This is a genomic window from Saccharopolyspora shandongensis, assembly GCF_900106995.1.
Taxonomy (GTDB): Bacteria; Actinomycetota; Actinomycetes; order Mycobacteriales; family Pseudonocardiaceae; genus Saccharopolyspora; species Saccharopolyspora shandongensis.
The window spans coordinates 52,542-77,496 of record NZ_FNOK01000039.1; the positions used below are offsets into that span (position 1 = coordinate 52,542).

At 71.1% G+C, this 24,955-nt stretch carries 23 protein-coding genes; 16 read left to right on the plus strand and 7 right to left on the minus strand.

Annotated elements, in window-relative coordinates; translation table 11 throughout:
* Positions 1 to 54: 54 nt before the first annotated feature.
* The 5 genes from BLW84_RS31360 to BLW84_RS31380 form a co-directional block, all read right to left on the minus strand.
* Positions 55 to 1,200 (minus strand): IS481 family transposase, encoded by a 1,146-nt coding sequence (locus tag BLW84_RS31360; protein ID WP_093272661.1) that lies wholly within the window; start codon positions 1,198 to 1,200, stop codon positions 55 to 57.
* Between the two features lie 144 nt (positions 1,201 to 1,344).
* The gene (locus tag BLW84_RS50000) at positions 1,345 to 1,461 is read right to left on the minus strand and encodes a DUF397 domain-containing protein (protein WP_093272663.1); all 117 of its coding nucleotides are present in this window, start codon (positions 1,459 to 1,461) and stop codon (positions 1,345 to 1,347) included.
* Positions 1,424 to 1,618, minus strand: a complete 195-nt coding sequence (locus BLW84_RS31370) for a DUF397 domain-containing protein (protein ID WP_093272666.1) — start codon at positions 1,616 to 1,618, stop codon at positions 1,424 to 1,426. The genes BLW84_RS50000 and BLW84_RS31370 overlap by 38 nt, the downstream gene beginning before the upstream one ends.
* Before the next feature lie 244 nt (positions 1,619 to 1,862).
* A complete protein-coding gene (locus tag BLW84_RS31375; protein WP_093272668.1) occupies positions 1,863 to 2,687 on the minus strand; it encodes an LLM class flavin-dependent oxidoreductase in 825 nt (274 codons plus the stop codon).
* 207 nt (positions 2,688 to 2,894) lie between these two features.
* Positions 2,895 to 3,980, minus strand: a complete 1,086-nt coding sequence (locus BLW84_RS31380) for a hypothetical protein (protein WP_093272670.1) — start codon at positions 3,978 to 3,980, stop codon at positions 2,895 to 2,897.
* A 272-nt stretch (positions 3,981 to 4,252) separates the two neighbouring features.
* Between BLW84_RS31380 and BLW84_RS31385 the strand changes: the two genes are divergently transcribed.
* The 14 genes from BLW84_RS31385 (at position 4,253) to BLW84_RS31450 (ending at position 20,727) form a co-directional block, all read left to right on the plus strand.
* The gene (locus BLW84_RS31385; RefSeq protein ID WP_093272673.1) at positions 4,253 to 5,977 is read left to right on the plus strand and encodes an amidohydrolase; all 1,725 of its coding nucleotides are present in this window, start codon (positions 4,253 to 4,255) and stop codon (positions 5,975 to 5,977) included.
* A 307-nt stretch (positions 5,978 to 6,284) separates the two neighbouring features.
* A complete protein-coding gene (locus BLW84_RS31390; RefSeq protein WP_245761520.1) occupies positions 6,285 to 7,061 on the plus strand; it encodes a polysaccharide deacetylase family protein in 777 nt (258 codons plus the stop codon).
* 318 nt (positions 7,062 to 7,379) lie between these two features.
* Positions 7,380 to 8,726, plus strand: a complete 1,347-nt coding sequence (locus BLW84_RS31395) for a nucleotide sugar dehydrogenase (protein WP_093272677.1) — start codon at positions 7,380 to 7,382, stop codon at positions 8,724 to 8,726.
* A 14-nt stretch (positions 8,727 to 8,740) separates the two neighbouring features.
* Positions 8,741 to 10,054 (plus strand): carboxylate--amine ligase, encoded by a 1,314-nt coding sequence (locus tag BLW84_RS31400; protein WP_093272679.1) that lies wholly within the window; start codon positions 8,741 to 8,743, stop codon positions 10,052 to 10,054.
* On the plus strand, positions 10,051 to 11,274 hold the full coding sequence (locus BLW84_RS31405) for an NAD(P)-binding domain-containing protein (RefSeq protein ID WP_093272681.1): 1,224 nt from the start codon (positions 10,051 to 10,053) through the stop codon (positions 11,272 to 11,274). Before BLW84_RS31400 ends, BLW84_RS31405 begins: the two co-directional genes overlap by 4 nt.
* Positions 11,271 to 12,596: a sugar transferase gene (locus BLW84_RS31410; RefSeq protein WP_245761521.1), complete on the plus strand. Its 1,326-nt coding sequence runs from the start codon at positions 11,271 to 11,273 to the stop codon at positions 12,594 to 12,596. The genes BLW84_RS31405 and BLW84_RS31410 overlap by 4 nt, the downstream gene beginning before the upstream one ends.
* Positions 12,597 to 12,622: 26 nt before the next feature.
* The gene (locus BLW84_RS31415; RefSeq protein WP_093272879.1) at positions 12,623 to 13,735 is read left to right on the plus strand and encodes a glycosyltransferase; all 1,113 of its coding nucleotides are present in this window, start codon (positions 12,623 to 12,625) and stop codon (positions 13,733 to 13,735) included.
* The gene (locus tag BLW84_RS31420; protein ID WP_093272876.1) at positions 13,735 to 14,709 is read left to right on the plus strand and encodes an NAD-dependent epimerase/dehydratase family protein; all 975 of its coding nucleotides are present in this window, start codon (positions 13,735 to 13,737) and stop codon (positions 14,707 to 14,709) included. Before BLW84_RS31415 ends, BLW84_RS31420 begins: the two co-directional genes overlap by 1 nt.
* A 12-nt stretch (positions 14,710 to 14,721) precedes the next feature.
* Entirely contained in the window at positions 14,722 to 15,930 is a 1,209-nt protein-coding gene (locus BLW84_RS31425; RefSeq protein ID WP_093272686.1) for a glycosyl hydrolase family 18 protein, read from the plus strand.
* Positions 15,931 to 15,957: 27 nt separating this feature from the next.
* The gene (locus BLW84_RS31430; protein ID WP_093272689.1) at positions 15,958 to 17,313 is read left to right on the plus strand and encodes a glycosyltransferase family 2 protein; all 1,356 of its coding nucleotides are present in this window, start codon (positions 15,958 to 15,960) and stop codon (positions 17,311 to 17,313) included.
* 135 nt (positions 17,314 to 17,448) lie between these two features.
* Positions 17,449 to 18,117 (plus strand): LuxR C-terminal-related transcriptional regulator, encoded by a 669-nt coding sequence (locus BLW84_RS31435; protein WP_093272691.1) that lies wholly within the window; start codon positions 17,449 to 17,451, stop codon positions 18,115 to 18,117.
* On the plus strand, positions 18,114 to 19,238 hold the full coding sequence (locus tag BLW84_RS31440; protein WP_093272693.1) for a glycosyltransferase: 1,125 nt from the start codon (positions 18,114 to 18,116) through the stop codon (positions 19,236 to 19,238). Before BLW84_RS31435 ends, BLW84_RS31440 begins: the two co-directional genes overlap by 4 nt.
* Positions 19,239 to 19,480: 242 nt before the next feature.
* Positions 19,481 to 20,059 carry a sensor histidine kinase gene (locus tag BLW84_RS31445; RefSeq protein WP_093272695.1) on the plus strand — a complete coding sequence of 193 codons (579 nt, stop codon included), beginning with the start codon at positions 19,481 to 19,483 and terminating at the stop codon, positions 20,057 to 20,059.
* Between the two features lie 17 nt (positions 20,060 to 20,076).
* Positions 20,077 to 20,727, plus strand: coding sequence for a LuxR C-terminal-related transcriptional regulator (locus BLW84_RS31450; protein ID WP_093272880.1), 651 nt, complete (start codon positions 20,077 to 20,079; stop codon positions 20,725 to 20,727).
* Between the two features lie 126 nt (positions 20,728 to 20,853).
* Here BLW84_RS31450 and BLW84_RS31455 read toward each other — a convergent pair whose 3' ends face one another.
* Entirely contained in the window at positions 20,854 to 21,477 is a 624-nt protein-coding gene (locus tag BLW84_RS31455) for a TetR/AcrR family transcriptional regulator (RefSeq protein ID WP_093272698.1), read from the minus strand.
* Between the two features lie 67 nt (positions 21,478 to 21,544).
* Between BLW84_RS31455 and BLW84_RS31460 the strand changes: the two genes are divergently transcribed.
* Positions 21,545 to 22,186: an MSMEG_1061 family FMN-dependent PPOX-type flavoprotein gene (locus BLW84_RS31460; RefSeq protein WP_093272772.1), complete on the plus strand. Its 642-nt coding sequence runs from the start codon at positions 21,545 to 21,547 to the stop codon at positions 22,184 to 22,186.
* 13 nt (positions 22,187 to 22,199) lie between these two features.
* The gene (locus BLW84_RS31465; RefSeq protein ID WP_093272830.1) at positions 22,200 to 23,111 is read left to right on the plus strand and encodes a PDR/VanB family oxidoreductase; all 912 of its coding nucleotides are present in this window, start codon (positions 22,200 to 22,202) and stop codon (positions 23,109 to 23,111) included.
* Positions 23,112 to 23,291: 180 nt separating this feature from the next.
* On the opposite strand, the gene BLW84_RS31470 is transcribed toward BLW84_RS31465, so the two are convergent.
* A complete protein-coding gene (locus BLW84_RS31470; RefSeq protein WP_093272833.1) occupies positions 23,292 to 24,836 on the minus strand; it encodes an acetolactate synthase large subunit in 1,545 nt (514 codons plus the stop codon).
* Between the last annotated feature and the right edge of the window lie 119 nt (positions 24,837 to 24,955).

Consider the following 24,955-nt stretch of genomic DNA (forward strand, 5'->3'; position numbering starts at 1 on the left):
TTTGGAGCGCTGTAGCAATCTGTCCTGTCTCGGGACCTCGCGGACAGTTTTGTCTCATGACGTCGTGGACAGTTTTGGTGTGAGTCGTTGGTAGCGGACGCTGCGGTCCAGCGTCAGCGTCCGCACGACCGTGTCGCTGATCATGATGCTGACGCGGTCGCCTTGCCAGTGCAGGGTAGCGGTCTGCCGGGCCCATCGGCGGCCGATGACGATCGAGCAGCCGGAGAAAGCGATGACGCCAGTGCTGGTGACCGGACGGTGGGCGACGCCGGCGAGCTGGACCGGCCCGGACGGAGCGGCTTTGGGGGCGGCGTCGTAGCGCTGTTGGGGTGTCTGTCCCTCGATGCCTTGATGCCGACGGTTGTTGTAGATCTCCCGGTATTCCTCCAGAAGATGTTGCAGTTCATCGAGAGTCGCTGGTGTGGAACGCTTGGCAAGCCACTTGCGCAGGGTTTGGTGGCTGCGTTCGTCTTTGCCGCAGGTTTGCGGGTGATACGGCGACGAGGCGATCGTGTGCACCCCGGTCTCGGCCAGGCGGCGTTCCAGGTCGACCATGCCCCCACGGTGCTTACCGGAGAACGCCAGACCGTTGTCGGTGAGCACCTTCACCGGCACCCCGTAGCCGGCGAACGCCTGCTGCAGCGCAGCCCACGTCTCCTCCCCGTTCTCGCTGGAGGCGGCATACGTTCCCACATCCAGCCGGGAGTGATCATCCAGGATCTGCAGAATGCACACCTTCTCACCACTATCGAGGTAGAACTCCAACCCGTCGACCTGCCACAACCCGTTGGCCTCGGCGTACTCGAACCGGCGCCTCGTGCGGGGGCGTTTGCGGGGTTGCGGGGTCACATGCCCCTCGTCGACCAGGATCCGGTGGATCGTGGCCCGGGCAGGCACCCGCACGTCCCCAAACTCCTCCAGCCGCCATCCGATCGAGATGGCCCCGTTGTCCCGCCCTTCGTCAGCCAGCTGCTTGCGGGCGCGCACTACCGCCTCACGCACCTGCGCTGAGGTCGACGTGGGTCGACGATGCGGGGCAGAGGAACGGCGGATGAACCCCGCCGCCCCTTCTTGCCGGAATCGGTTGACGTACTTGTAGAACACCGTGCGCGAGATCTGATGCTCAGCACAGAACCTCGACACGTTGATCTTGTCACCGCCAGCCACCGCAGCCACCGCCGCGACCAGGTCCGGATCCATCGAAAACCCTGTTCCGCCCACCACTGATGATCACAGACAGCAGGCCAGCCAGTGTTCACGAGGTCCTGAGACACAAACTGTTCACGAGGTCCTGAGCGAGGACAGAGCGCTGTAGCAATCCAAAACACTCACGAGGCGGGGACGCTACGGCCGGTCGAAGCCCCCGGCCTTGAGCTTGCCGATGAAGCTCCGCCATAACTCCTGGTCGAACGCGAGAATCGGCTCACGGCCCTGCTGCTTGGAGTCCCGGACTCCGGCCACGGGCGGGGGCCAAAGCGACCTCTACGCAAGCGTTCTCGCCCTGAGATCGCTTTGACTTCCTCCAACCGGTCGTCGAAGCAACTTCGACGCAGGCGTTCGCCTCGTTGCTATAGGTGCTCTTGCGCCAGCGGGCGCTCGTGAAGTCTGGCGCGGCCATCCGTGACTCCTCGTCTCTACTTCCAGTGCTCCCGGAGGTCCGTGATCCGCTGGACCGACGCTTCCGGGCTGAGCGCTCGTTCCGCACGCCTTGGACGTCGTCCGGGCTGGATGTGACTGGAAAGGCTTGTCACGCAAGGGGAACGGGCCCTTCGTGAGCTCCGGGCGAATCAGGAGCACGGCTAGGAGGTGCCCGTGCGTACTTTTTGCTGCTATAGCAGCAAAAAGTACGCACGGGCCTTCGGCTAGGCTACGACGTCGGCCAGGCGGTGGACCTGGTCCGGGTCGGGAGACCAGCAGTAGAGGATCGCCTCGTCGGCTCCGAGGTCTTCGAGGCGTTGCAGCTGGGACTTCAGATCGGCGGTGGTGGTGACCATGGCGTTGGCGAAGCCCGGATTTCCGTAGTACTCCGTCATTTCCGCCCGTGCTTCGTCGGCCACCTCGTCCGGGCCGATCGCCGCGTTCAGCTGGCCGATCAGGCGGGGCCTGCCCGGCCGGTCGTGGGTCTGCCAGGACTTCTCGGCCAGGCGGAAGGTCGTGTCCATGTAGTCCAGCAGGCCCGCCGCCAGGAAACCGTCACCCCAGCGGCCGACCCGGTCGATCGCCGCCGGGACGAAGCCGCCGAACACGACCTCCGGGCGGACCGCCGGGCCGATCGGGCCCGCCTGGTCGCCGTAGGGCTCGCCGGCCCAGAGCCGGTGCATGAGCTGCAGCTGATCGTCGAGGATCCGGCCGCGGCGCTTGATGTCCGTGCCGGCGGCCACGTGGTCGTCCTCGCGGCCGCCGACGCCGATGCCGAGCGTGAAGCGGTTTCCGCTCAGCTGGGCCAGCGTCGCGCTCTGCTTGGCCAGCAGCGGGGTGTGGCGCAGCGGGGCGAGCAGGACCTCGGTCTGGACCCGGATGCGTCGCGTCGCGCCGGCGAGCGTCGCGAGGGTCACCAGGGGTTCGGGGTTGTCGTACACCAGGCGGTCCAGCAGGCCGAGCGTGCTGAACGGGCCGTCATCCGCCCGTCGCGCCCACGTCAGCAGGGCGGTGGGGTCGGCGATGGGCAGGCCTAGGCCGATCTTCATGACTTGCGCCTCCAGAATAAGGGCAGGGTGAACACCTGTGCCGCCCCCTCGTTTCGCGCAAGCGGGTTCCCGTTCTGCGGCGCACTCCTGGGGAACCTGATCAGAGTGCCGTCACTCTATCGCGGCGGTCGCCCGGCGCGCACCCGGGTTTCCGCCAGGTGCGCGAAAGCGCCACCCGGAACTCGGATGGCGCTTCGCACACGGGCCTCAGCCGGCGTAGACCGCGGCGTAGGGCTTCGCGTCGTCCTGGCCGGCGTTCGCCGCACCGACGGCGAGCAGCTTTCCGTCGTCCAGAACGACCCCGCTGAAGGTGACCACCGACCTGCCCTGCGGCGGGACCGGATCCGGCACGTTCTGCCAGTTCTGGCCGTCATACCGCAGCACGTACGGGCTGTCCGAGTCATACCCGACGGCCCAGAGCACGCCTTCGCCGGCGACGACATCGTCGATCTCACCCAGTTCATCCGGCACTTGCCCGGGCGACCACTGCTTGCCGTCCCAGTGCAGCGCGACCGGACGCCGGGCGACGGTGCCCTGGTCCCGGAAGCCGACCGCCCACACGTCGTCGGGCGCCAGCACGAGCGCGTCCTCCAGGCTCACGCTCCAGTCCGGCACGTCGACCTGCGGCAGTTCCTGCCACTGCTTGCCGTCCCAATGCAGGATCAGCCCGGCCACCTTGCCCTTGCCGTCGACCGTGATGTGCTTGCTGCCCACCGCCCACAGGTCGTTCGGTGCACTGCCGTCGATCGTGGACACCTTCCACCAGTCCCCGAGATCGAGCTGCAGTGGAACCTCGTTCCACGCCTTGCCATCCCAGTGCTGGATCGAGCCCCGCCGCCAGGCTTCGTTCGCCTCGGTCGCCGATCCGGCGGCCCACACGTCAGCGGCGCCGAACACCTTCGTCCCGTGGTACTGGGTGTAGGTGTTCGGTGGGGACGTGAGCGGCACCTCCTGCCACTGCTTGCCGTCCCAGTGCATCGACCTGCCGTCGCCGACCGACCACACGTCGTCACGATTCACCACGGCGGCGGTGTTCACCCGGCCGATGTTGGGGGCCGGCACCTGCTCCCACCCCTGCTGACCGCGGCGGAAGGCCTGCGTGCGGAACTCCTGCCCGTCGAAGTCGATGCCGAAGGACCACGTGACGCCATCACCGCCGGCGGCGGTGTGCAGGGACGACTGGTACTGCTGCGGCGGAATTGGCTCCTCCGCCCAGGTCCCCGCGGCCGAGGCGGACTGCCCGAGCAGCAGCGCGGTGGCGCCCACCGCCCCGGCGATTGCCAGATGCTTCACCCAATGCCTCCTTGGAGAAAAGGTTCACGCCAGTTACCCGCCGGTGCGGAGAAGGGTTTACACCTCGGCGGAAGTTGCGCCGAATGCTCCAGTCCCGGTCGGCATTTGTTGCAAGGGCGGTGATCTCCGAGACGCACCAGGGCTGTGGCTCGGCGCAAGGAGGTGTGCGGATCGGGGTCGCATTACCCACTGGCAGTTGATTGACCGATCAAAGACTTCGAATTACGTTGCCTGGCAGATGATCAACCGAGCGCGACCACCGGAGGTCGGCGATGTGTCAGGAATGCTGTCGTCCTTCCCCGCAGCCTCGGATTTCCCGGGCGCAGTTCCTGAAGCTGGTCGGGCTGGCCACCGCGGGCGCGGCGTTCACCGCCGGTTGCGCGAGCGGTGACACCGGAGCCGGGCAGTCGGGCGGGCGGAAGCTGATCGACAACGTGCGGGGCTTCACGCTGACCGCCGACGGGCCGCGCGAGTTCGGCAGCCTGCTGGTCGAGGCGGACGGCCGCGTCGGCGGGCTGGACGTCGGCAGCGCCGGTGGCGCGGAGCGCATCGACGGGCGGGGCCGGGTGCTGATCCCCGGGCTGCACGATGCGCACGGGCACTTCGGGCAGCTCGGCGCCAACGTCTCGCAGCTCAACCTCGCCGGGACGAAATCCCTGCAGGAGGCGATGCAGGCGCTCAAGACCTTCGCCGCGCAGCACCCGGAGCGCCAGTGGATCCTCGGGCGCGGCTGGAACGACGTGATCTGGGGGCTCGGGCGGCTGCCCTCGGCCGCCGACCTGGACGCGGTGGTGCCCGACCGGCCGGTGTGGCTGGTCCGGGTCGACGGCCACGCCGGGGTGGCGAACTCGGCCGCACTCCGGCAGGCCGGCATCACCCGCGACACCCCGACGCCCTCGGGCGGCGACATCGTGCGTGGCGCGGACGGCGCGCCGACCGGTGCCTTCGTCGACGCGGCGCAGGACCTCGTCGAGCAGCACCTGCCGAAGCCGACGGTCGACGACCTCAAGCAGAACTTCCTCGCCGCGCAGCGCAAGCTCAACGAGGTCGGGCTCACCTCGGTCAGCGACGCGGGCACCAGCGCCGCCGAACTCGCGGTGCTGCACCAGCTCGCGGGCTCCGGCGAGCTGACGATCCGCACCAACTCGTTCCTGACCTACGACGCGTTCCGCGAGCTCGGCGCGAAGGCCCGCACCGACTCGGTGGCGGGCGACATGCTCCGCGTGCGCACCGTGAAGCTCTACATCGACGGCGCCCTCGGCAGCCACGGCGCCGCCATGTTGCAGCCGTACGAAGACGATCCGGGCAATTCGGGGCTGCCGCAGCTGGACGCCGCCGAGCTCCGGAACCGGGTCTCGCAGGTCATGCGGGACGGCTTCCAGGTCGCCACGCACGCCATCGGCGACGCCGGGAACCGGATGGTGCTCGACGCCTACGAGGCCGCCGCGGCGGAGTCCGCGAGCGGCATGCGGCACCGCATCGAGCACGCGCAGGTCCTCGCGGTGGAGGACATCCCGCGGCTGCGCGCGCACGGCATCATCGCGTCGATGCAGCCGGTGCACGCCACCGACGACATGAACATGGCCGAGAAGCGGGTCGGGCACCGGCGCATCGCGGGCGCGTACGCGTGGCGGACCATGCTGGACCAGGGCATCACCATCGCCTCCGGCTCGGACTTCCCGGTGTCGTCGGAGAATCCCTTCGACGGCCTGCACGCCGCGGTGACCCGCACCGATCGGGACGGGCAGCCGGTCGGCGGGTGGTACCCGGACCAGGCGATGAGCCCGCACGAGGCGCTGCGCTCGTTCACCCTCGACGCCGCGTTCGCCGCGCACCAGGAACGGGTGCTCGGCAGCCTGGAGCCGGGTAAGTGGGCGGACTTCGTGATCCTCGACCAGGACCCGCTGGAGCCGCCGCCCGGCCGGGCCCGCTGGCAGACCAAGACCCTCCAGACCTGGGTGGCGGGCCGCCGCGTCGGCGAGTACGGCTCGCTGTAGACGCGCCGGTTTCGCGCGAAACCGTCACCTGGCACGCGCGGCCGGCGGCGCTTTCGCGCGAAACTGTCATCCCGCCCCACGTGACGTGGCGGTTTCGCGCGAAAACGCCGGGTGACGGAGTTCGTGACGCTCCGTGTTCGTTGTGCTCGGTTCGTGCGGCGGCGCGGGGATTTCGCGAGAAATCGACGTTCACCCGGGTGGCCGGGAATTTCTCGCGAAATCGCGTGCCCTTCGGGTGAGGATCGTACGGGTGCGGTAGCGGGCTTACCGCAGCGGACGGATCCCGATGGGGCGTCCCGTCCTTACGTTGGCAGGAACTGCTGCCGAGGAAAGCGGCGACGCCATGACGCAGACCGTTACCCAGTGGGTCCGGAGCGAGACCGAACGTCCGTTCCCGTACGTCCTGATGTACCACTCGGTGGCCACCTACTCCCGCGATCCGTACCTGGTGACGGTCGATCCGCAGCGCTTCGAACGGCAGTTGCGCTGGCTGCGCCGCAACGGCCTGCGCGGGGTGTCGATGCGCGAGCTGATGCAGGCGCGCGAAGAGGGGGACGCTAGCCGCCTGGTCGGGCTGACCTTCGACGACGGCTACGCCGACTTCGTCCACAATGTACGGCCCTCGCTGGAGAAGTACGGCTGCACCGCGACCGTCTTCGTGATCGCCGGGCGCCTCGGCGGGCACAACGCCTGGGACGCCGACGGACCGCGCAAGCGGCTGGTGACCGCGGAGGAGGTCCGCGGGATCGCCGAGGCCGGCCTGGAGGTCGGCTCGCACGGGATGCTGCACCAGCAGATGTCCGAATTGGACGATGACGAGCTGCTCATCGAGATCGCCGAGAGCCGCGAGCGGCTGTGCGATCTCACCGGCCAGGACGTCGGCGGGTTCTGCTACCCGTACGGCGACGTCGACCTGCGGGTGCGGAACACCGTCGAGGCGGCCGGTTACGACTACGCCTGCGCCATCTGGCGTTCCCCGGTCTCCGGCCGGCACGCCCTGCCGCGCACCTATGTGGGTGACCAGGACGGCGCGCTGCGCCTGCTGGCCAAGCGCCTGCGCCACGCGCTGACGGCCAACCGCTGACCCCACCGGAATTCCTTCTCTTCGCGCGACCTCCGCTGTCGAGGTGCGACCGCCTGTGCCTGGCCCCGGTCGAGCGGGCGAGGCGAACGGCCCGTTCGTCTCGTCTAGCGCAGCGATCAGGCCGTTGACTCCACCCCGCCCCGCGAACGGGTGACGCCCCGATCGTGCAGGTTTCGTTGGGGCGAAAGGGGTTTCGCCGGGAAAGATCGCGCGGGCTCGTCCGGATTCGGTAAAAGCGCTCCCCCCGATGCAGGAGAACCCGTCGGTAATCGGATGCGAGGGTTCTTCCGAGCAGCACGGCGAACTGGGGGAGGAACCGTGACTGAACATCCGCTTGCCTTGGCGGTCAACGGCCGCGAACGCCTATTGGCCGACCGGCTGATCGCGTTCGAGCCGAGTCGGCCCGAACGAGCCGACTCGGTGGTCGTCGTCGGGCTGGGCTACGTCGGCCTGCCCACCGCGTGCGCCCTGCAATCGCCGACCGCGCGGGTCACCGGCTTCGACATCAGCGAGGACCGGTTGCGGGCCATCAAGACCGGCGAGGTGGACCTGCCGGAGCCGGAGCGGCGCGCGCTGTCGGCGTCGCTGGCCGCGGGCGGGCTGGAGCTGTCCTGCGATCCGTCGGTGCTCGCCGACGCGGACGCCGTGATCGTGTGCGTCCCGACGCCGGTGGACGCCGCGCACAAGCCCGACCTGGCCGCCTTGCGGGCGGCGTGCGAGACCGTGGTGGCGTTCGCGCGCCGCGGCCAGGTGATCATCCTGACGTCGACGACGTTCGCGGGCACCACCCGGCAGCTGCTGGTCGAGCCGCTGGCGCAGCGGGGCCTGCGGGTGGGCACCGACGTGCACGTGGCGTTCAGCCCGGAGCGCATCGATCCCGGCAACTTCGACCACGTGCAGCGGGAAACGCCGCGCGTCGTCGGCGGCGCCACGGCGGAGTGCGCCGAGCGGGCCGCCGAGGTCGTCCGGCGGATGACCGATTCCGTGTACCTGGTGAGCTCGCCGGAGGCCGCCGAGCTGACCAAGCTCTACGAGAACATCTTCCGCGCCGTGAACCTGGCGCTGGCCAACGAGATGGCCGACGCGTGCGCGGCTCTGGGCCTCGACCCGATCGAGGTGACCATCGCCGCGGGCACCAAGCCGTACGGGTTCCTGGGCAGCTTCCCGGGGCCGGGCGTCGGCGGGCACTGCATCCCGTGCGACCCGCACTACCTGCTGTGGCAGCTGGGGCAGCAGGGGCTGTCGGCGCCGGTCATCGAGCAGGCGATGCGGTCGATCGACCAGCGGCCCGGCCAGGTGGTGCAGCGGGTGGGGGAGCTGCTCGCCGAGGCGGGCCTCGACCACGCGGGCGCCCGGGTGCTGGTCGCCGGGGTCAGCTACAAGGCGGGCGTGCGGGACCTGCGCGAGTCGCCCGCGCTGCCGATCCTCGCCGGGCTGCGGCGGATCGGGATCGACGTGCACTACTTCGATCCGCTGCTGCCGGAGATCACCTTGCCGGACGGCACCCGGATGACCAGCGAGCCGGCGCCGCACGGCCGCGACTGGGACGTCGCGGTGCTGCACACCGTGCACCCGGGCGTCGACTACGGCTGGGCGCGGGAGTGCCCGCAGGTGCTCGACGCGACCTACCAGTTCGACGCCGTGCCGCACCGGCGCGTGCTGTGAGGGGGTGGGCGCCGATGTTCGACACGTCCACGCCCGCGGTCGTCTTCAAGCTCGATCCGAACGTCCTGCACCACGGTGGGCTCGGGGTGATCCGCAGCCTCGGCCGGATCGGGATCCCGGTGCACGCGGTGCAGGAGGATTCCCTCGCCCCGGCGGCGCATTCCCGCTACCTGCGCGGGCGCTGGCTGTGGAGCCCGGACCCGGCGGAGACCGATCAGGTCCTCAGCGGACTCGGCGAGCTCGCCGAACGGATCCGGCGGCCGGCGGTGCTGATCCCCACCGACGACGCGGGCGCGATCTTCCTGGCCGAGCACGGCGATCCGTTGCGGCCGTACTTCCGGTTCGCCCAGCCGACGCGGGACCTGCCGCGCCGGCTGGCCGGGAAGTACTCGATGTACGAGCTGTGCAGGCAGCTGGACGTGCCGTGCGCGGCCGCGTGCCTGGTCGGCAGCTGGGACGAGGCGCTGGATTTCGCCGCGCGGGTGGGATATCCGCTGGTGGCGAAGCTCTCCGAGCCGTGGGTCACGACGAAGGGCAAGGTCCGCAGCACCACGATCGTGCAAGACGCCGACGAGCTGGCCGCGCTCTACAAGCGCTGCGGGGAGGCCGCGGTCGACGGGCTGATGCTGCAGGAGTTCATCCCGGGCGGGCCCGGCGATGACTGGTTCTTCCACGGGTACTGCGACGCCGCCGCGGTCTGCCTGCCGGCCTTCACCGGCGTCAAGGAGCGCTCGTACCCGGCGCACGCCGGGCTGACCAGCCTCGGCGCCTGCGCCGAGAACGACGAGCTGCAGCGGGAGGCCACGAAGCTGCTGGAGCGGTTGGCGTTCAACGGCATCGTGGACCTGGACTTCCGGTGGGACGCCCGGGACCGGCGCTACAAGCTGCTGGACTTCAACCCGCGGCTGGGCGCCCAGTTCCGGCTCTTCCGCGACAGCGCGGGGATGGACGTCGCGCTCGCGTCCTACCTGGACCTCTCCGGGCAGCGGATCCCGGCCGGCCGGCAGCCGGTCGGCCGCCGCTTCCTGGTGGAGAACTACGACCCGATCGCCGCGGTGCGGTACTGGCGGCGCGGCGAGCTCGGGTTGCGGTCGTGGGCGTCATCGGTGCGCGGCGTGGACGAGACCGCCTGGTTCGCGCGCGACGACCTGCTGCCGTTCTTGCTGATGTGGCTCTGGATGGTCTGCCGGGCGGTGGCCCGGCCGTGGCGCCGCCGCCGGACCCGCCATCCGGACCTGCACCGGCCCGAGTACGTCCCCGGGCGCAACTGCGAACCGGGCAACGCGACAAGACGCCGCCAGAAGCGGCTGTTCGAGGAGTACAGATGAGCGATCTCGTCGATGTGGCCATCGTCGGTGCCGGGCCGTACGGCCTGTCGCTGGCCGCACACCTGCGCCGGACCGGCCTGTCCTTCCGGCAGTTCGGGTTGCCGATGAACCTATGGCGCGCGCACATGCCGCGCGGCATGTACCTGAAGTCGCAGGGCTTCGCGTCGAACCTGTCCGACCCGGACGGCACCCACACGCTGCAGAACTTCTGCCTGGAGACCGGGCGCCGCTACGCGGACTACGGAATTCCGGTGTCGCTGGAGAACTTCGTCGAATACGGCGAGTGGTTCCAGCAGGGCCGGGGCCTGGACGTGGAGGAGCAGCTGGTCACCGGCATCGAGCAGCGGCCGGGGCGCTTCGAGCTGACGCTGGCCGATGGGCAGCGCGTCGAGGCGAGCCAGGTGGTCGTCGCGGTCGGCGTGGAGTACTTCGCGCGGGTTCCGGGAGCTCTCGCGGACCTGCCCGCCGAGCTCTCCACGCACAGTTCGGTGCACGACGACCTCAGCGGCTTCGACGGCCAGGACGTGATCGTCCTGGGTGCCGGGCAGTCGGCGCTGGAGACCGCGGCGCTGCTGCACGAAAGCGGTGCCAACGCGCGGCTGGTGGCGCGCGCGCCGGGCATCGCGTGGAACGGCAAGCCGCTGCTGCCCGACCGTCCACTGCTGAACCGGATGCGCGAGCCGGAGGCCGGGCTGGGCTCGGGCCTGTCGACCTGGTTCTACTCCGAGCACCCGAAGCTGTTCCGGCACCTGCCTCGCTCGACCCGGATCTACCGGGCGCGCACCGCGCTCGGGCCGGCCGGCGGCTGGTGGCTGCGGGAGCGGGTCGAAGGGCGCTTCCCGGTGCACGTCGGGCACCGGCTGGACTGGGCCAAGGCCACCGGGGACCAGGTGCGGATCGGGGTGCGGGTCGGCGGCGGCGTCCGCGAGTTCACCGCGGACCACGTCATCAGCGCCACCGGCTACCCGCCGGACCTCAGCAGGCTGCCGATGCTCTCGCCCGGGCTGCGCGCGGCGATCCGCACCATCGACGCCACGCCGCGCGTCGGCCGCGACTTCGAGTCGTCGGTGCCGGGCCTGTACTTCGCCGGCCCGCTGGTGGCGCCGAGCCACGGCCCGGTCATGCGGTTCGTCTACGGCGCCGACTACGCGGTGCGGATGATCACCGAACGGCTCGTCGCGACCACGGCACGCCCGATCGCCGTCGGAGGTGCCGGATGAGCATGACCGACCCCGCCGTCGCGCAGCCGTGGCCGCTCGCGGCCGGCAATCCCGGGCTGCGCGTGCGGCGGCAGGTCGGGGGCTGGGTGCTGCCCGCGGTCGACTTCGTCGTGCTGCTGCTGCTGATCCCGGTCGCCGGGGCGAACTGGCTGCTCGACGCGGGATACGCGTTGGTGGCGTTCGCCGTGCTGGCCGCGCAGGGCCAGCACCGGCTGCGGATCTGCCTGCGGGTGTCGGACCAGCTGCCGCAGCTCGCGGTCGCGGCGGGCGCGCCGTTGGTGATGCTGCTGCCGTGGCTCTCCGGCGGCGCCGTGCTCCTGACCGGTGCCTCGGCGTTCGCGGGTCTGGCAGTGGTGCGCGGCGGCCTGTACGCGGTGCTGCGCGGCGGGTACCGGCGCGGAGTCCTGGGCGAGCCGACGCTGATCGTCGGCTCGGACCCGCTGGCCGGGGAGATCGCCGAAATGGCCGCGGAGCACCCGGAGTTCGGGCTGCGGCCGCGACTGCTGGAGCGACCCGGTGAGCTGGCGGAAGTCGTTGCCGCGCAACGCATCACGCGCGTTCTGGTGTGCGGGGACGACCCGGATCTGGTCACCGCGATCCGGGCCGCCCGCCCGCTGCCCGCGGACGTGTGCGTCGTGCCGCGCCTGCACGAGCTGGGCATGGCGCTGCCGCGCGCCGGGCTGGACGAGATCTGGGGCGTGCCGCTGATCCCGTTGCGCCGCTTCGGCCACGGCCGGGCGGGCGAGCTGGTCAAGCGCGGTACCGACGTCGTCCTCAGTGGACTGATGTTGCTGGTGTTCGGCCCGCTGCTGCTGGTGCTGACCGCGGTGGTCGCGCTCGGCGGCCGGGACCGGGCGTTCTTCCGCCAGGTCCGGGTGACGCGGGCCGACCGGATCAGCGAAGTCATCAAGCTCCGCACCGTCGACGGCGATCTCGGGCAGACCTGGGCGGTGACCGCCGACCAGTGCACCGCGCTCGGCCGCTGGCTGCGCGGCACGCACCTCGACGAGCTGCCGCAGCTGATCAACGTCCTGCGCGGCGACATGTCGCTGGTCGGGCCGCGCCCGGAGCGGCCTTGCTACGCGGTGCGATTCGGCCGCGAGATCCCGCGCTACGAGGACCGGCACCGGGTGCGCGGCGGCATGACCGGCTGGGCGCAGGTGCAGGGCCTGCACGGGGACACCTCCATCCCGGACCGGGTGCGGTTCGACAACCAGTACGTCGAGTACTGGTCGCCGTGGTGGGACGCGGTGATCGTGGCCCGGACGGCCGGGATCGTCCTGCGGGCCGGCCTCCGGCGCGCCCACCGGTGCGGGAAATGACCTGGAAATCCGAAGAGGGGAACGTGATGAAGGTATTGCACGTGATCACCGGGCTCGGCGTCGGCGGAGCCGAGCTGCAGCTGCGGTCGATCCTGCAGCACACCAGGCACGACGCCGACGTGGTCTCGCTGTACAACCCGGGCGACGTGGCCGGGATGATCACCGGTGACGGGGTGCGGGTGCGCGATCTCGGCATGACCCGCAACACGCAGATCGGCGCCGTGCTGCGGCTGCGCGAGGTGATCCGCGACGGCGGCTACGACGTGGTGCACACCCACCTGTACCGGGCCTGCGTGTACGGACGGCTCGCGGCAAGGATGGCCGGCACCAAGGTGGTGGTCTCCACGGAGCACTCCATCGGCGAGACCCACCTGGAGCGCCGCCGCATGACCCTCGGGGTGCGGGCGCTCTACCTGGGCACCGACCTGTGCTCGGACGCCACGATCGCGGTGTCCGACACCGTCGCCGAGCGGCTGCGCAACTGGGGCATGCCGGCGCGCAAGATCACCGTCATCCCCAACGGCGTCGACTTCGGGCGGGTCGAGTTCGACGGGGCCGCGCGCGCCCGGGTGCGCCGAGAGCACGGCATCGGCGACGGCGCCTACGTGGTCGGCGTGCTCGGCCGCCTGGACCCGAACAAGCGCTTCAACCTGGTGATCGACTCGATGGCGCCGATGCTGGGCCAGGAGACCAAGCTGCTGATCGTCGGCGACGGGCCGGACCGGCCGCGGCTGGAGGCGCTGGCCCGCGAGCACGGCGTCGCCGAGCACGTGATCTTCGCGGGGCAGCGGCATGACGTCGCCGCGATGCTTTCCGCGCTGGACCTGTTCATCGCCTCTTCCGAGCAGGAGACCTTCGGCCTGTCGGTGCTGGAGGCGATGGCCAACGGCATCCCGGTGCTCTACACGACCTGTCCGGCGCTGGAGGGCATCGAGACCGACAGAGCCCGCCAGGTGCCCGGCAACGCGGAGCGGATGCGCGCGGAGATCGCCTCCGAGATCCTGGCGGCCCGGCCGCGCGCCGACGAGCCCGCGATCCGCCGGGCCTACGGCATCGAGGCCGTCACCGACCGCATCGACGACCTGTACGCCCGGCTGTGGCAGCGGCGTGGCAACGCGGTGCCCGCGGGGAGGTCGTGATGCGCGCACTGGTCACCGGCGCCGCCGGTTTCATCGGCTCGCACCTGGTCGAGCGGCTGCTCGCGGACGGCCACGAGGTGGTCGGGCTCGACGACCTCAGCACCGGCCAGACCGCGAACCTGCCGGTCGGCGACCCGAAACTGCGGATGATCCCGGGCACCATCCTGGACTCCTCCCTGGTGGACGAGGCGATGGCCGGCGCGGACGTGGTGTTCCACCTGGCCGCCGCGGTCGGCGCGTTCGTCATCCAGGAACGCACCCTGCAGGGGCTGCTGACCAACGTCCACGGCACCGAGAACGTGCTGGACGCCGCCCTGCGGCACGGCGCCCGGGTGCTGGTCGCCTCCACCAGCGAGATCTACGGCAAGAACAGCAAGATCGGGCTGTCCGAGGACGACGACCGGATCATCGGCTCGCCGCTGAAGTCCCGCTGGACCTACTCCGAGGCGAAGGCCATCGACGAGAGCATCACCTTCAACTACGTGCGGGAGCTCGGGCTGCGGGCGGTGATCGTGCGGCTGTTCAACACGGTCGGGCCGCGGCAGAGCGGCCGCTACGGCATGGTCATCCCGCGGCTGGTCGCGCAGGCGTTGCAGGGGCGGCCGGTGACGATCTTCGGCACCGGCAAGCAGATCCGCTGCTTCTGCCACGTGGCCGACGTGGTGCCCGCGCTGATGCGGCTGGTGCAGCTGGACGGCGCGGAGGGCATGGCGCTCAACATCGGCAGCACCGAGCAGGTGACCATCGAGGAGCTCGCCGACCGGATCATCGCGATGACCGGCTCGTCCAGCGGCACCGTCCACGTGCCCTACGAGGTGGCGTACGGACCGGACCACGAAGACATGCAGCGGCGGGTGCCGGACTGCACCCGCGCGCTGGAGCTGATCGGTTTCCAGCCGCAGCGCACGCTGGACGACATCGTCCGCGACGTGATCGACGAACAGATGCGGGCCGGACAGGCCGTGACTGCTTGAGGCGAGAACAGGATGAAGCAGAGCACTGAGAAGAAGCACTGGCTCGTCGAGCGGGCCCGGCCCGCGAGCAACTCGCGGCAGCGCGGCGACGGGCGCAGCAAGTCCACTTCGGACCCTCCGGCGACGGTGCGTCGCCCCCGGACCTTCAGGAAGCTCGGCGGCTCCCTCTGGTTCCTGGTGCTGATCGCGGTGGCGGTGCTGGTGGTCGTGGTGACGGTGATGCCACGCGGCGCGCCGCCGTCGGCCGGCTCGCTGGTCGTCGCGTCGCTGCCGTTCTGGAACTTCGAGAACGGCACGTCGATGGTGGTGCAGAACCAGAAGGCGGTCAACGAGGTCTCGCCCTGGATGTACGGGGTGGGGCAGGACGGCGGGCTGACCAACCAGTACCCGCCGGAGCAGACCGCCGAGGTCGCCAAGCGGATCGAGCAGCTCCGCGAGGCGGGTGTCCCGATCGTGCCGTCGATCGCCAACATCACCGACGGCATCTGGGCCTACGAGCCGGTCGCCCGGATGCTGCACGATCCGGCGAAGCGGCGCGACCACATCGCCCAGATCGTCGAGCTGGTCAAGCGCGAGGACTACGCGGGCATCGACATCGACTACGAGAACCTGCGCGCCGGCGACCGGCAGGCGTTCAGCGACTTCGTCGCCGAGCTGGGCAAGGCCATGGACGACGAGGGCAAGACGCTGTCGGTCGCGGTTTTCGCGAAGGCCACCGACGCCGGCTACGACGAGCGCAACGTGGCGCAGGACTACGCCGCGATCGGCCGGGCCGCCCACGAGGTCCGGCTGATGGGCTACGACTTCCACTGGGCGACCTCGCCGCCGGGGCCGGTGGCGCCGATCGCCTGGGTGCGGGAAACGCTGGGCTACGCCAAGAGCCAGATCCCGCCGGAGCGGGTCGTGCTCGGCGTGCCGCTGTACGGCTACGACTGGGTGGACGGCCACGGCACGGCCGTGACCTGGCTGAAGGCGTTCCAGCTGGCCACCGAGCACCGGGCGAAGGTCAACTACGACGCGCCGACCCAGTCGCCGTGGTTCGGCTACACCGACGACCAGGGCCGGGAGCACGAGGTGTGGTTCGAGAACGCCGCCAGCTCCAAGGCGAAGTTCGAGGCGGCGCGCGGCTCCGGCATCCGCGGGGTCTACCTGTGGATGTACGGCTACGAGGACACCGACACCTGGCGGGAGCTGCAGCACAGCCTCCCGCTGGACAGCTGAGCGGCCGGTCCGCTGTGGAGGATTCGGATGATTCCCTGGTGGGTGCTGGCCATCGCGGTGTTCGGGACCAACTTCACGCTGTGGGGCCTGATCGGGCTGATGCGCCTGCTCGAGACATCGACGCGGCGCTGGTGGTGGCACCGGGGCGGGGTGGCCTCGCCGGAGCAGGACTTCCTGGTGGGCCGCCACCGCGTCCAGCGCCGGCGAGACCGCCCGGTGCGGCTGGGCGTGGCCGACGTGGCCGTGCTGATGGCCGCGCACAACGAGGAACGCGTCATCGTCGACAGCATCCGGGCGATCACCGCCCTGGTGCCGCTGGAGAACGTGCACGTGGTCTCCGACGGTTCGACCGACCGCACGGTGGAACTCGCGGAGGCGACCGGCGTGAACGTGATCAGCACGACCCGCAACGTCGGCAAGGCCGGCGCGCTGCAGGAGGCGATCCGCCGGTTCGGGCTGGTGGACCGCTTCGCGGTCGTGATGCTGCTGGACGCCGACACGCACGTGGAGCCCGGCTACTTCCGGGCGGCGCTGCCGCTGTTCGACGATCCCGGGGTGGTGGCGGTGGCGGGCTGCGTCCGGACCTCGTGGCGGGACCGCGCGCTCGGGCCGGTCGGCAAGCTGGTGGCCTTCCACCGGCAGCGGATCTACACGATGACGCAGTACCTGCTGAAGTTCGGCCAGACCTGGCGGCGGGTCAACGCGACTCACATCGTGCCCGGCTTCGCCAGCATGTACCGCACCGAGGTGCTGCCGCGCATCGAGGTCAACCCGCCGGGGCTGGTCATCGAGGACTTCAACATGACCTTCGAGGTGTACCAGAAGCGGCTCGGCAAGGTCGGTTTCACGCCGTCGGCGGTGGCGACCACGCAGGACCCGAGCGGCTTCGGGGACTACGTGAAGCAGTGCAAGCGCTGGGCGCTGGGCCTGTGGCAGACGGTCCGGCGGCACCCGCCGCGCACCAACCTGTTCACCGCGATGCTGGCGTTGCTGCTGTTGGAGATGCTGGCCAGCAGCATCATGCTGGTGCTGCTGCCGTTGGTGGCGCTGGTGCTCGTCGTCCCCGCCGTTTTCGACGGCGTGCTCGCGATACCTGTGGTGCACGAGGTGCACGACTTCGTCGCCGGGTTCGCGTCGCTGGAGACGCTGCTTTTCGGCGTGGTGATCCCGGATCTGGTGCTCACCTGCATCGTCGCCGTGCTGCAGCGACAGCCGAGATTCCTGCTGTTCGCCTGCTTCTTCCTGGCGCTGCGGGTGCTGGACGCGGGCATCGCGCTCTACGCGATCCCCGCGGCCTGGCTGTCCAGTTCGTCCGGTCGGTGGCGCAGCCCGGATCGCCGCCCGGTCGGGCCGGCCGAGCCGACCACGGCATCGACGCGGTGAGACGTGAAGGGCCTTTTTCCCCGTTGTACCGGGAAAAGGTGGTCATCACCCATCAGACCGCCATGCGGGCGCGGGAGGGTGCTTTCGTGCGATTGGAGGAGGCCCGGTCGGGCCGGGGAGTTCAGGCTGGGGGGCGTGGACGTGGTGCGGCTGCTCATGGTGGATGACCACCTCATGCTGGCCGAGGCGCTCAGCGCCCGGCTGGCCGAGGTGCCCGACCTGTGGGTCGTGGGGCACTGCCCGACCGGCGACCCGCGGCTGCCCGATCTGGTGCGGCAGACCCGGCCGGACGTGATCACGATCGACCTGGAGCCGGCCGGTGCCGGGCGCCTGGTGCGGCGGCTGCAGGAAGTCCGGCCGGCTGCGGAAGTGGTCGTGCTGACCGGGATTCGCGACGTCCGGAAGGCCGTCGAAGCCGCCCGGGACGGCGCGGCCGCGTGGGTGCCGAAGGAACGGGGGATCGAACGCCTGACCGAGGTGCTGCGCGGTGTGCGGCGCGGGCGGAGCTGGTACCCGCCGGACCTGCTCGGCCCGGTGCTGCGCGAACTGCGCGAGGACGTCGTGCGGGCAGGGCAGCGCAACGGCCCGCTGGACGCGCTCAGCGACCGAGAGCGGGACGTGCTCGCCGGCATGGTCGCCGGCAAGCGGGGCGCGCAGATCGCCGGGGAACTGCTGATCTCCACCGAAACGGTCCGCACGCACACGCGCAGCATCCTGGCCAAGCTCCGGGTGCACAGCCAGCTGGAGGCGGTCAGCGTCGCCCGCGCCGCGGGCCTGCGCGGTGAGCCGGACGGCGAATCATGACCGCGGGACCGCTGCGGGTGGCCACGGTGATCACCCGCTTGGCGGGCGGTGCCGGGGTGCTGGCGCTGCGCGGGGCGGTGGCGCTGGACCCGGCCACCCACCGGGTCGCGGTGATCACCGGGTCCGGCGCGCTGCTGCCCGACGCGGAGGCCGCCGGACTGGAGGTGATCGTCGAGCCCGCGCTGCGCGCGCCGATCTCGCCGGCCCACGACCTGCTCGCCCTGCACCGCCTGACGACGCTGCTGAGGCGGCGCCGTTTCGACGTCGTGCACACCCACTGCTCCAAGGCCGGTGCGCTGGGCCGCATCGCTGCGCGCCGCGCCGGCGTCGGCCGGATCGTGCACACCTACCACGGGTTCGGGTTCCACGAGTTCCAGAGCGGATTCCGGCGGCGCGCCTACGTCGAGATCGAACGCGGCCTCGGCCGGATCACGGACCTCGCGCTGTGCGTGGGCAGCGGCGTGGCGGTCGAGGCGCTGCGACGTGGGCTGCTCGCCCCGGACCGCATCCGCACCACCGGGGTGGCCGTCGACCACGACGCGCCGACGCGCACCGCGCGGGCCAGGCGACGCGCCCGGCAGCGGCTGGGGCTGGCGCCGACCGACCTCGTGGTCGGCTCCGTGGGGCGGCTGACCTACCAGAAGGCGCCGGAAGACTTCGTCGCGGCGCTGCGCGCGCTGAACCGGCCCGGCGTGGTGGGGGTGTGGATCGGCGACGGAGAGCTGGCCGAGCCGATGCGCGCGCGCATCGCCGAGAGCGGCGCCCGCGTGGTGCTGGCGGGCGAGCGCGACGACGTCGCAGAGCTGCTGCCCGCGTTCGACGTGTTCGCGCTGCCCAGCAGGTATGAGGGGCTGCCGCTGGCGATCGTCGAGGCGATGGTGTGCGGCGTGCCGGTGGTGGCCACCGCCGTCAACGCCGTCGGCGACGTGGTGGCGCCCGGTGAGACCGGGCTGCTGGTGCCGCCCGGCCGGCCCGAACTGCTGGCCGCATCGATCGCGCACCTGCTGGACTCGCCCGGCGTCGCCGACCGGCTCGCCGTGGCGGCGCGCGCCCGGATCGACGGCCGCCACCGCATCGAGGCGCTGGCCGGGACGCTCGTCGAAGCCTACGGAGCCCGGTAACCGACGGTAGCCGGGTTACCGCGGGAACAGTACTTCGGCGTGCCTGGACCTCGAGCATCTGCTGCACGTGGAGTAGTCACCCTCCTCTTTTCGCAGCAGCTGCAACGCTGCGCGCGCGGCATCCGATTTGCCGGATAGCACAAGACTGCCGATGGGGGAGAGGAGTCGAGGTGCACACGATTACCGATACGGCGATACCGCGCGGGCGCCAGCGGAGGGCGACCTCGCGAGGTGGCGCGGAGTTGCACAGCCTGCTGCACGATCTCGGGCACGGTCTTGCGACGCTGTCCTACCTCGCGGACGGCCTGCGCACCGACCCGGCGCTGCCCGGCGACGCGGCGCACCGGCTGCAGCTGATGGAGCTGGAGCTGGACCGGCTGCTGGAGCTGGTGGAGCTGCGGGCCGCGCAGCGCAGCGAAGAGACGTTCGCGCCGCGCGAACTGCTGAACCAGCTCGTCGAGGTGAAATCGCTGTCCGGGACGGCCGAGATCACCCTGCGCGCCGACGAGGGCGTCCGGCTGCGCACCGACCAGACGCTGCTGTGGCGGATGGTGTCGAACCTGCTGGACAACGCGGTGCGCGCCGCGGGGAGCGGCGGCCGGGTCGAGGTGGCGGTGCGCCACGCCGAGCCCGGTGGGGTGCAGATCGAGATCACCGACGACGGGCCGGGGTTCGGCCGCGGGCCGCGCGGATCGTCGTCGCTCGGGTTGGGCATCGTGCTGGCGCTGGCGCAGCGCTGCGGATCCGACCTGCGGATCGAGCCGGCACCGGGCGGGGGCACCCGCGCGCTGCTGGTGTTCCCGGCCGGCTGCGCGGCCTGAGCGGGGGGATGCCGAACATGGTCGATCTGGTACTCGGCGACGATCACGCGATCTTCGTCGACGCGCTGGCGGCGACGCTGCCGCGGCACGGCTGCCGCATCGTCGGGACCGCCGACAACGTGGCCGGGGTGGCCGGGGTGGTCCGGGAGCACCGGCCGGACATCTGCCTGCTGGACCGGTACTTCGGCGACGGCGACGCGCTCGACGCCATCGGCGGGATCCTCGACGCGGGCGGGCGGACCAAGGTCCTGGTGCTCACCGCGGACGGCGACGTGCAGGGCATGCGCGACGCCCTGGCCAGGGGCGCGGCGGGATACGTGAACAAGATGTGCGGGCTGTCGGTGCTGGCGGGGGCGATCCGCGGGGTGATGGACGGCGAGGTCGTCGTCGAACTGGCGGCGGCGCGGGCACCGCGCCTGGCGGGTACGACGGACGCCCGGCGGCTCGCATCGCACCTGACCGGGCGGGAACGGCAGTGCCTGCGGATGCTCGTCGAAGGCGCGCACACGACGGCGATGGCGAAGCAGCTGGGGGTGGCGCCGACGACGGTGCGCACGCACGTGCAGTCGGTCCTGACGAAGCTGGGAGTGCACTCCCGATTGGAGGCGGCCTCCTTCGCGATGCGCCACGGCGTGCTCGACGACGGGCGGATGCCCGTCGCGGGCTGATCACTGGGGGTCCGTGAGTCCCTTTGGATTGGGGGCCAAAGGGACTCGCGGTCAGCTCGGCAGCACGACCACGCGCGCCGGCGTTCGGTCGACCGCACCTGAGCGCTCGTCCGGGGCGCCGGGTCTTCACCGGCTCGCGCGGAGGTAGCCGGTGAGCATCGCCACGAGCTCGTTCTCCAGCCGCGTGGTGTCGATGGAGCCGGGCGAGGCGATGAGCTGGTGCACGGTCAGCTCCACAGTGGACGCCACGAGCCGGGCGGCCGTGTCCTTGTCCCGGACCCGGACTTCCGCGTGGCGGTCGAACAGGTCCCGCAGGCCACCGACCATCTCCCGCTCCTGCCGGGTGACCCTCTCCAGCAACTCGTCGGAGCGGGGCGCCTGCTCCATCATGATCCGCAGCAGCTGCGGGTCGTCGAGGTGGTTCTCGATCACCACTCGCACGAACGTCCGGATGACGGTTTCGAGAGACTCCGGCAGGTCCTCGTACCGGCGGAGCGTTGCCACGGCCCCATCGCCGTCGAGGTGGCGGGTCAGCAGCTCGGCCAGGATCGCGTCCTTGTTCGGGTAGTACTGGTACAGCGAGCCGATCGAGATCCGCGCCCGCTCGGCGATCCGGTTCGTGGTACCCGCGGCGTAGCCGTACTCGGCGAAAATGTGAGCAGCGGCAGTGAGGATGCGCTGCCGGGTCAGCTCGGCCCGGACCTGGCGCGGCTGTTTGCGCGGCTGAAGCCGGCGCTGCTCCGACGTCATGAAACCCCCTGCGAACCGGCGCGAAAGCGAGTAGCGCGCAAACCGAATGATTGCTCATAATTGTGCCATGACCAGCACTGATGCCGCCAGCGAGACGCGCCCGCGCCGGCTTTCCGCCGAGGAGGTGCGTGCCCGGCTCGGGGAGCCCGAGGCCATGATCAAGGCCAAGGTGCACGACCGCATCGACCGGCATTCCCGCCGCTTCATCGCCCATTCGCCGTTCCTGGCGATGGCCACGTCGGATGCGACCGGCCTGCCCGACTGCTCGCCGCGCGGCGACTACCCGGGATTCGCCAAGGTGCTCGACGAGCGCACGCTCGCGATCCCCGACCGGCCGGGCAACAAGCTCGCCGACTCCTTCCGCAACATCGCCGAGAACGACGGCATCGGGCTGATGTTCGTCGTTCCCGGGATGCGGGAAGTGTTGCGGGTCAACGGTCGCGCGTATCCCACCGACGAACCGGACGTGCTCGCCCGGATGCGAATCGAGGGCAAGGCGGCGGAGCTGGCGATCGTCGTGGAGGTGGCGGAGGTCTTCTTCCACTGCGGACGCGCGCTGATCCGGTCCCGGCTCTGGGATCCCGCGAGTCAGGCGCTGGCCGAGGAGTTGCCGTCGGCGGGCGAGATGGCCGCCGATCAGATGGGGGCCGACCTCGATCCGGCGGTGCTGGAGAACATGCTCGAAGCCGGCTACCGGCAGCTGTACTGAGGGGATCCGCTTGATGCAGCGAACAATTCTCGACCACGTGGAGCCGGTCGCCGAGGACACCGTCTCGCTCGTCCTGAGCGGTGCCGACGGCCCGTTGGCACCCTGGGAACCCGGCGCGCACGTCGATCTGGCACTGCCCAACTGGCTGACCCGGCAGTACTCGCTGTGCGGGAACCCGGCCGATCGCGACAGCTACCGCGTCGCCGTCCGCCACGACCGGCTCAGCCGGGGCGGCTCGGAATACGTCCACCTGTTCCTGCGCACGGGGGGGCGCACGCTCGAAGTCTCGGTGCCGCGCAACAACTTCCCGTTGCTGCCCGCGCCGGAGTACCTGTTCCTCGCCGGCGGGATCGGCATCACTCCCATCGCGCCGATGCTGGCGGCGGCGGTCGAAGCGGGAGCCTCGGCGACGCTGGTGTACGTGGGCAGGACGGTGGCCACCATGCCCTTCGCCGACGAACTCCGAACCGTCCACGGCGATCGGGTGCGCATCTACGCCACCGAAGAGCAGGGCAGGCCGGACTTCGCCGCGCTGGCGGCCGCGCTGAGCCCTCGAGCGCTGGTGTACTGCTGTGGCCCCGCGTCGATGCTCGACGCGGCCGAGGCGGCGTTTTCCGCGCATCGGCTGTACATCGAGCGCTTCCGGCCGGCGGTCAAGGAGTTCGCGCCCAACGAGCCGTTCGAGGTGCACTGCGTCCGATCAGGGCAAAGCGTGCAGGTCGACGCGGGGGAGTCCATGTTGAACGCGTTGAACCACGCGGGGTACCGGATTCCGTCCGACTGCCTCGAAGGGGTCTGCGGCAGTTGCGAGATCGCCGTCACAGACGGGGAACCGGAGCATCGCGACGACATCGGCGCGCCGCCCGGCCGCATGTACTGCTGCGTCTCCCGCGCGCTGACGTCCCGCCTCGTCGTCGACCTCTGACAGTGATGAAAGCGCCTGCTCCGCAACGGATCGGCTATTCGCCCGAATCGTCCCGTGGTGTCGGCGTGCTTGGTGCAGTCACGCCTCGCGAGTGCTCATGGCCCCCAACGACCATGAGCACTCACGACCCCCGCACCGAGCGGGTGTCGTGGTGGAAGAGGCTCATTTGGGATCGCCCTTTCACAGCACGGCTTCGATCAGGTGCGGGCCCGGTTCGGCGTGCGCCTTGCGGAGCGCCGCGAGCAGTTCCTCGCCCGTGGCCGCTCGGCTGCTGGGCACGCCGAAGCCGCGCGCCACCGCCGTCCAGTCCATCGCGGGCTCCGCGAGGCTGGTCATGCTCGCCGCCGCCGCGCCGGGCTCGGCGACGCCCGCGCGCCGCAGCTCGGCCTCCAGGATCCCGTAGCGGGAGTTCGCGCAGATCACCGTGGTGACGTCGAGGCCCTCGCGGGCTTGCGTCCACAGTGCCTGGACGGTGTACGCGGCGCTGCCGTCCGCCTGGAAGTTGATCACCGACCGGTCCGGGCAGGCCACCGCGGCACCGGTGGCCGCAGGCATGCCCATGCCGATCGCGCCGCCGGTGTTGGTCAGCTCGGTGTGCGGCGGCGCGGCGGCGGCGATCGCCGGGTACGCCGCCCCGGACGAAATGCCCTCGTTCACCACGATCGCGTGCTCGGGCTGGGTGAGCATGATCGCCGCCGCGATGCTCGCCGCCGTCAACGTCCCCTCCGGGGCCTGCACCTGCGGGCGCTCGGCGCTCGGCACTTCGGCCGCCGCGCTGCCGGTCGCGTCCGCCAACGCGCGCAGCGCCTCGACGGCGTCCTGGTCGGTGTCGGCCAAGGTGCGCACGCTGAGATCGTTGGGCAGCGGGAAGCTCGGCATGCCCCGGTAGCCGAAGAACGCCACGGGGGTCCGCGCGCCGACCAGCACCAGGTGCGAGAACCCTTCGAGGGAACGGAGAACGTCCTCCGGGAAGTAGGGCAGCGACCGCACGGCCGGGACGTCCGGGCCGCGCTCGATGCGCGCGGGCGAGCGCTCGACCAGCACTTCGCCGCCCGTGGTCGCCACGATCCGCGCGGCGGTGCGGATGCCTTCGGCTCTCAGCGCGTGCCCGCCCAGCAGCAGCGCGGTCCGGCCGCTCCCGCCGGCGAGCAGCTTCGCGATCGCGGCGATCTGCTGGTCGTCGACCGCGGGCCTCGCGGGCACGGCCGGGATGGCGGCGGGCTCGCCGCCCTGGCTCCACATGTGGTCGGCGGCGGCGATCAGGGTCGCGGGCAGGCGCTGCCCGAGCGTCGCCCGGTAGGCCTCGGCGAACTCGGCGGCGGCCGACGCCGGCGAGGTGGTGCGGCCGACCCAGCCCGACACCGGCCCGGCCAGCGACTCGATGTCGCTGGACAGCGGGGCGTCGGCGGGCTGGTGCCAGGAGGCGTGCTCGCCGATGATGTTGATCATGGGTGTGCGGGCGCGGCGCGCGTTGTGCAGGTTCGCGATCCCGTTGGCGAACCCCGGCCCGAGGTGCAGCAGGGTCATCGCGGGGACGCCCGTCATGCGCGCGTAGCCGTCGGCGGCGCCGGTCACCACGCCCTCGGACAGCGCGAGCACCGCGCGCACGCCGGGGACCTGGTCGAACGCCTCGACGAGTGGGATCTCGGTGGTGCCGGGGTTGGCGAAGCAGACCTGGATGCCGGCCGCGGTCGCCGTGGCCAGCAGGCTCTCGGAACCCTTCACGTGCCACTCCTAAGGATCTCGCTGCCGTCCGCGTGGACGGATCTCGGCTGCCATGCTCTCCGTCACCCGCGGCCCGGGCAAGAGACGAACGCGGTTAGGCTGGTGAACCGGACCAACCG